The sequence below is a fragment of the Paraburkholderia sp. Ac-20347 genome, assembly GCF_017104805.1.
GTDB lineage: Bacteria > Pseudomonadota > Gammaproteobacteria > Burkholderiales > Burkholderiaceae > Paraburkholderia > Paraburkholderia tropica.
On sequence record NZ_JAAGPN010000348.1, the window covers coordinates 1 to 6,786 of the forward strand.

The 6,786-nt window shown below is 65.7% G+C and carries 4 protein-coding genes and 1 pseudogene; 1 reads left to right on the top strand and 4 read right to left on the bottom strand.

The window, feature by feature from the left end; translation table 11 throughout:
* Positions 1 to 1,119 (bottom strand): MFS transporter (locus tag G3N97_RS34950; protein WP_205997411.1); only part of this gene is annotated, 1,119 nt, incomplete at its 3' end.
* A 573-nt stretch (positions 1,120 to 1,692) separates the two neighbouring features.
* Between G3N97_RS34950 and G3N97_RS34955 the strand changes: the two genes are divergently transcribed.
* Positions 1,693 to 4,146 (top strand): glycogen/starch/alpha-glucan phosphorylase, encoded by a 2,454-nt coding sequence (locus G3N97_RS34955; RefSeq protein ID WP_205997408.1) that lies wholly within the window; start codon positions 1,693 to 1,695, stop codon positions 4,144 to 4,146.
* A 95-nt stretch (positions 4,147 to 4,241) separates the two neighbouring features.
* Here the strand turns inward: G3N97_RS34955 and G3N97_RS34960 are convergent, their stop codons facing one another.
* The 3 genes and pseudogenes from G3N97_RS34960 to G3N97_RS34970 form a co-directional block, all read right to left on the bottom strand.
* Positions 4,242 to 4,664, bottom strand: a complete 423-nt coding sequence (locus tag G3N97_RS34960; RefSeq protein ID WP_205997409.1) for a DUF6232 family protein — start codon at positions 4,662 to 4,664, stop codon at positions 4,242 to 4,244.
* A 190-nt stretch (positions 4,665 to 4,854) separates the two neighbouring features.
* The gene (locus tag G3N97_RS34965) at positions 4,855 to 6,015 is read right to left on the bottom strand and encodes a porin (protein WP_205997410.1); all 1,161 of its coding nucleotides are present in this window, start codon (positions 6,013 to 6,015) and stop codon (positions 4,855 to 4,857) included.
* 486 nt (positions 6,016 to 6,501) lie between these two features.
* Positions 6,502 to 6,786 (bottom strand): annotated as a pseudogene (locus G3N97_RS34970) (succinylglutamate desuccinylase); the annotation flags it as partial.

A 6,786-nucleotide genomic window follows, 5' to 3' on the forward strand; every position in this document is an offset into this window, starting at 1 on the left:
CGCGCGCAGGTTCGGCGACTGGAAGAAACCGAAGCCCGCGCCGCAGATCGCCATGCGGATCACGATGTCGGGCACGCTCGGATGCACGGGCAGCATCGCCAGCGACGCCATGCCCGCCGCGAGGATCGCCAGGCCGATCGCGCCGAGCAGGCCCGGCGGATAGCGGTCGGACAACCGCCCGGCGATCGGCGCGGCGGCGGCCACCACGACCGGCCAGGGCGTCATCAGGAAGCCGGTTTCGACCTGGCTGCGCATCAGCACGGTTTCGAAATAGAACGGCAGCGAAACGAACGCGAGGCCTTGCGCCGCGAACGAGCAGACCGCGGTCAGCGAAGACAGCGCGAACACGGGCCGCTTGAACAGATCGACGGGCAGCATCGGCGCGGGATGGCCGGCTTCGCGGCGGATCAGCAACAGGCCGAACACCAGCGCGATCACGGCGGCGATGCCGACTTCGCGCAGCGGCGCGCGCTGCGCCGCCTCGCCGAGCGCGAAGATCAGCGCGGCGAAAGTCACGAGATTGAGCAGCGCCGCGAGCGGATCGAAGCTGTGCTTGCCGCGCGCGGTGTGCGGCAGCGCGGGCATCGCGAAGACGAGCGCGAGCGCGCCGAGCGGCACGTTGATCGCGAACAGCCACGGCCAGGTGCCTGCCGAGAGAATCAGCGAAGCGATGGTCGGGCCGATGGCGAACGACACGCCGACGATCAGCGCGTTCATGCCGAGACCGCGCCCGAGCCGGTGCGTCGGATAGAGGAAGCGGATCAGCGCCGTGTTGACGCTCATGATCGCGCTCGCGCCGAGGCCCTGCAGCACGCGCGCCGCCGCGAGCGCGCCGAGCGTCGGCGAGACGGCGCAGGCGAGCGAGGCGACCGTGAAGATCGCCAGCCCCGCAATATAGATGCGCCGATGCCCGAGGATGTCGCCAAGCGCCGCGAGCGGCAGCAGCGTGGCGACCATCGCGAGCTGATACGCGTTGATGATCCAGACCGAGGCGGCGGGCGCCGCGTGCAGATCGGTGGCGATGGCGGGCAGGGCCGTGTTGGCGATCGCGGTGTCGAGCGTCGCGAGCGCGACGGCGAGCATGATCGCGGCCATGCCGCGGCGGTTTTTCGCCGACATGGGCTCGTCGGCGCGCGGCGTGGTGTCGGGCTGCACGGTGTGGGTATCGGACAAAGCGGCGGTCTCGGGCGAATCGAAGGGCAAGCGGCGTACAGGCGCGCGATGCGCGCTGGTGCAATTGTTACAGACGCGGCGCGTTTGTGCAGCGCCTGCTTCAGAGCGTTTGGTCCTTGTAAGGCGACGCGGCGTGCATTTTTGGCGTCGGGATTTTTGCGCCTCGAATGCCGCCGTCCGGCTCACGGAACGCAACTAACCGCAAAACCCGGCGCGTTCGCCCGAGTCGCCCGTCTCGCGTGCCGTGAGCGCGCGTGCAACGAGGCGAACCAGGCGCGTTTGCGATGGCGCGCCGCCGCACGCGATTGCAAAATGTCCTACTCTGCAAACTGATCTGCGCCCGCGGGCCAAGGTGAGGATGCGGCGCGAGACGAATCACGCAGACTCGCGTGCGCCTCGCCCTGCATCGGTCCGCGTACCCGGCGTGCACCCGAACGGTGCTCGCGCGCAGCCCCTGAACGAACGCGCGCCGCCGCATCGACATGCAACGCGGCGCGTCGCTTTTCCGGGAGGCATTCGATGACAGCAGTCGGTCTTGAGTTCGACCAGTTGAAGAGCAGCGCCGATGCGCTGCGCCGCTCCATCTCCAATCGCCTGATGTACGGCGTCGGCAAGGACGCCGTCACGGCGCGCCCGCAGGACTGGCTGCACGCCGCCGCGCTCGCGGTGCGCGACCGCCTCGTCGAGCGCTGGATGATCACCACGCGCCGCCAGTACGATCAGGACGTCAAACGCGTCTATTACCTGTCGATGGAATTCCTGATCGGCCGCACGTTCTCGAACGCGCTGCTCGCGCTCGGCATCCACGATCAGATGAAAGAGGCGCTTGCCGATGTCGGCGTGGATCTCGATTCCGTGGTCGACCTCGAACCCGACGCCGCGCTCGGCAACGGCGGCCTCGGCCGTCTCGCGGCGTGCTTCCTCGATTCGATGGCGACGCTCGGCATTCCGGGATTCGGCTACGGCATCCGCTACGACTACGGCATGTTTCGCCAGCAGATCATCAACGGCGAGCAGGTCGAAGCGCCCGACTACTGGCTGCGCTCGGGCAATCCGTGGGAATTTCCGCGCCCCGAGGTGCAGTATCCCGTGCACTTCGGCGGGCGCACCGTGCAGCGCGACGGCCACGTCGAATGGATCGACACGCAGCACGTGAACGCGATGGCCTATGACACCGTGATTCCGGGCTACGCCACGAGCGCGACCAACACGCTGCGGCTGTGGTCCGCGCGCTCCGACGAGGAACTCGATCTGTCGGCGTTCAACAAGGGCGACTATCAACGCGCGGTGGAAGCGAGAAATATTTCGGAGAACGTATCGCGTCTGCTGTACCCCGACGACTCGACGATGGCGGGCCGCGAGCTGCGTCTGCGTCAGGAATACTTCTTCGTGTCGGCGACGATGCAGGATCTGATCCGTCGTTATCTGCGCACGCACAGCACGTTCGGACGTTTCTCCGACAAGGTCGCGGTGCATCTGAACGACACGCATCCGGTGCTGGCGATTCCCGAATTGATCCGCTTGCTCGTCGATGTTCATCACATGCCTTGGGACGAGGCGATGGGGCACATCAAGCGCGTGTTCTCGTACACGAATCACACGCTGATGCCCGAAGCGCTGGAAACCTGGGACGTCGAACTATTGGCGCGCCTGCTGCCGCGTCACCTCGAAATCATCTTCGATATCAACGCCGCGTTTCTGCGCGAAGCGAGCGAGAAGGGCACGCACGATCTCGACTTCATCCGCCGCATTTCGCTCGTCGACGAATACGGCCAGCGGCGCGTGCGCATGGCGTATCTGGCGATCGTCGCGAGTCACAAGGTGAATGGCGTCTCGAAGCTGCATTCGCAACTGATGACGCGCGATATTTTCGGCGACTTCGCGCGGCTCTATCCCGAGCGTTTTACCAACGTCACGAACGGCATCACGCCGCGTCGCTGGCTCGCGCAGGCGAGTCCGCCGCTGGCGGCGCTCGTCGACGAAACCATCGGCACGCGCTGGCGCACCGATCTGTTCGAGCTCGGCGCGCTGCGCAAGCTCGCGGGCGATGCGGCGTTCGAAACCGCGTTTCACGCGGCCAAGCGCGAGAACAAGGTGCGCCTGATTCGACGGCTCACGGCGCGCACGGGGCTGTCGTTCAATCCCGATGCGCTGTTCGACATGCAGGTCAAGCGCATCCACGAATACAAGCGGCAGTTGCTCAACGTGCTGCATGTGATCACGCGCTACAACCGCATTCTCGCGGAGCCCGAGCGCGACTGGGTGCCGCGCGTGGTGCTGTTCGCGGGCAAGGCGGCGTCGGCGTATCGCATGGCGAAGATGATCATCCGCCTCATCAACGACGTGGCCGAGAAGATCAATCACGATCCCGTGGTGGGCGACCGGCTCAAGGTGACGTTCGTGCCGAACTACGGCGTGAGCGTGGCCGAAGTGCTGATTCCGGCCGCCGATCTCTCCGAGCAGATTTCGACGGCGGGCACCGAAGCGTCCGGCACCGGCAACATGAAGCTCGCGCTCAACGGCGCGCTGACGATGGGCACGCTCGACGGCGCGAACATCGAGATTCGCGACGCGGTGGGGCCGGAGAATATCTTCATCTTCGGGCACACGTCCGATCAGGTCGATGCGCTGCGCTGCTCGGGTTATCGCTCCCGTCAGGTCTACGAAGAGAATGCCGAGCTGCGCGCCGTGCTCGACCAGATCCGCACGGGCTTCTTCTCGCCGGGCGATCCGGCGCGCTACACGGATATCTTCCACACGCTCGTGGACTGGGGCGATCACTACCTCGTGCTGGCCGACTACGCCGCGTTCGTCGAGGCGCAGGAGGCCGCCGACCGCCGTTTCGTCGACGTGCCGGGCTGGACCGCGAGCGCGATCGAGAATGTCGCGGGCATGGGGACGTTTTCGTCGGATCGGGCGATTGCCGAATACGCGCGCGACATCTGGCACACGCGGCCGATCGATCTGGAGTGACGACGCGGGCGTGGCCGGAAAACGGGTGGCTGGCGGGAAAGGCTGGCTGGGCGCGCGGGCCGCTTATTGTCGCCAAGGGCCGCGCGGTGGGCGGATCAGGCTGACGGCGTGGTGCCAGGTGCTGCGGGTGCGGCAGGTGCTGCGGGGGCGTCGGCCTTCGCGGCGCGCACGGCCTGCTGGACGCGTTCGAGGAAGGCGCGATCGCCGCTCGTGACGGCTTCGCGCGGCGCGCCGCCCACCACCACGATCAGGCGGTGCGAGACCTCTTGCCAGATCCACGCGAGCCAGCCCACCACGATCAGCATCACGCCGCAGCCGAGCGCGGCGCCCGAGCCCCAGACGCCGCCGCCCGCGGCGATGGCCACGCCGATCAGCGAGATCACAATGGGCACCACGCGGCTGCGCTCAACGGTGACGATGCGGGTGTCTTCGATGTCACGCATCGCGATGACCTGACCGGCCGCGGACAGCGAAGTGCGAGTGACCGTCACGGCCGCTTCGTTGAAAGGAAGTTCCATCGATTCGAATGCTGCGAGTGGAAAGGCCGCAGCGTACCAGAAGCGCGCGCGCGGCGGCAGGTCCCGTGCCGCTGCGGGCTTCGTGCGGGCCGGCGCGAACCGGCCGCGCCAAACAAAAAGGGCGTCCCGAGGGACGCCCTTTTTTCGCGCGTGCACCACGCCCGCAAGGCGGGCGCGGCGGCGTGCGTGCTTAGAACTTGTGGCGGATGCCGACGCGGACGGCGAGCTGGTTCTGCGAACCCGAGCCCGACGGCGCGAAGATGCTCGACGACGAATCGCCGATCTGTGCCTGCACCGGAGCGCCCTTGTACGAGCCCGACGCGTCTTCGAAAGCGACCAGGCCGTAGACGTCCGTGCGCTTGCTCAGAGCGTAGTCGACCGAACCGTTGACCTGGTTCCAGTGCGCCGTGAAGAGACCCGAAGCGCGCGAGTACGTGTAGCCAACCGCGCCCGTCAGGGCCGGCGTGAAGGCATACTTCACGCCTGCTTCGTACGCGTTGTACAGCGTCGACGAACCGGTGATCGGCTCGAAGCGCGTGTTCGTCCACAGCAGCCATGCCGTAGCCGGGCCGAACACGTAGCGGCCGCCGAAGCCGAACGAACGCAGATCGCGGACCGTGCTGACGGCCGTGTTGACGTTGGCGAGCGAGGTCGAGAACGTCGTCGGCGATGCGGCTGCCGGGTACGTGATGTCGGCGTACGCGCCGCCGATGCTGAACGGACCGTAGGCGTAGTTCGCGCCGAAGCTGTAGGCACGCGACGAAGCCGTCGTGCTGCCCGACGGTGCGCCGGCGAACGACGTCGTGTTCGAGAAGCCATACAGGCCGCCGAACGTGAAGCCCGAGAAGTTCACGCTCTGGAACTTGACCGCGTTGCTGATACGGCTCGACGTGAGCTGGTCGACGTCGTTGACGTGGTACGCCCAGTTGCCCGACACCGTGTTGCCGCCGGTCGAGTACAGCGAACCGAGGATGTCCGTGTTGAACGAGTATTGACGGCCGAACGTCAGCGAGCCGATGTTGCTTTGCGTCAGACCGACGTAGGCTTGACGGCCGAACATCGAGCTACCTTGGCCAGCCGTGCCGTTGCCGCTGTTGAAGCCGTTTTCGAGCACGAAGATTGCCTTGAGGCCGCCGCCCAGGTCTTCCGAGCCGCGCAGGCCCCAACGGCTGCCTTGCGCGACGCCGTCACCGTACTGGAATGCCTTCGAGCTGCCCTTCGTCGCGTTTTGCGTGTGGTTGATGTAGCTCACGCCAGCGTCGATCAGGCCATACAGGGTCACGCTGCTTTGAGCGTGGGCCGCGCCCGCAATGGTTGCAAGGATAGCGGTGGTCAGAATTTTCTTTTTCAACTGTTGCTCCGGATGAAGGAAAAGTATGTGCCGGCCTCTTCTGGGCCGATCTGTGCGACGCGCTGCAATTTAAGGGTCGAGGACGAAAGGATTGTGACAGTAAGGAAATGCCGCCTGAATGTCGCTACTCTGTGGCGTAAACGCGACAACGGGCTTGCCGGAGGGCGCAAACGGTGCAAATCGAGTGCTGGCGCGGCTCGCGAGGCGATGCGAACGAAAATCCGGACAAAAAAAGCGCGATTTAGCGTCTTATAAAATTTTCTGCTTTCAACGATTGGATTTCGTATATGGATCGCGTTTCAGGGTGGTTTTATCGGCAAAATCCATTCGATTTATCGACGCAGGGAATGAGTCGCGTGTGGCGTGCTTTATCGTGTGAAGGAAGTTGGGATTGCGAAGTAATCGGTAAGGCGGCCGGTCAGGCAATAGACGTGCTGAATCATGGCTCATCGTTACGATGAGCCATGACGAAGACGGCGAAGGGAATTACAGCGAGAGCAGCGAGCCCGTGCGGATCGGCGTGTCGCCGGCGATGCGCGCGACTTCCATGCCGGCCGTCGCGAAACGCGCGCTGTGACGCGCGTACATGACGCCGCTCACGCTGGTGTGCAGCGTGACCAGCTCGTCGGTGAGCGGATCGACGATATCGGCGACCGGCGCGCCCGCTTCGAGCCACGCGCCGCATTCGGCGCGGAACACGATCACGCCGCTCGCCGGCGCGACGATCGGCTCCGTGCCCGCGAGCGGCGTGGCCGGATGCGCGAGCGGCGG

Bases quoted from the DNA above. Each gene is read 5' to 3' on its own strand.
- G3N97_RS34955 (WP_205997408.1), top strand. From the start codon at position 1,693: ATGACAGCAGTCGGTCTTGAGTTCGACCAGTTGAAGAGCAGCGCCGAT.
- G3N97_RS34960 (WP_205997409.1), bottom strand. From the start codon at position 4,664: ATGGAACTTCCTTTCAACGAAGCGGCCGTGACGGTCACTCGCACTTCG.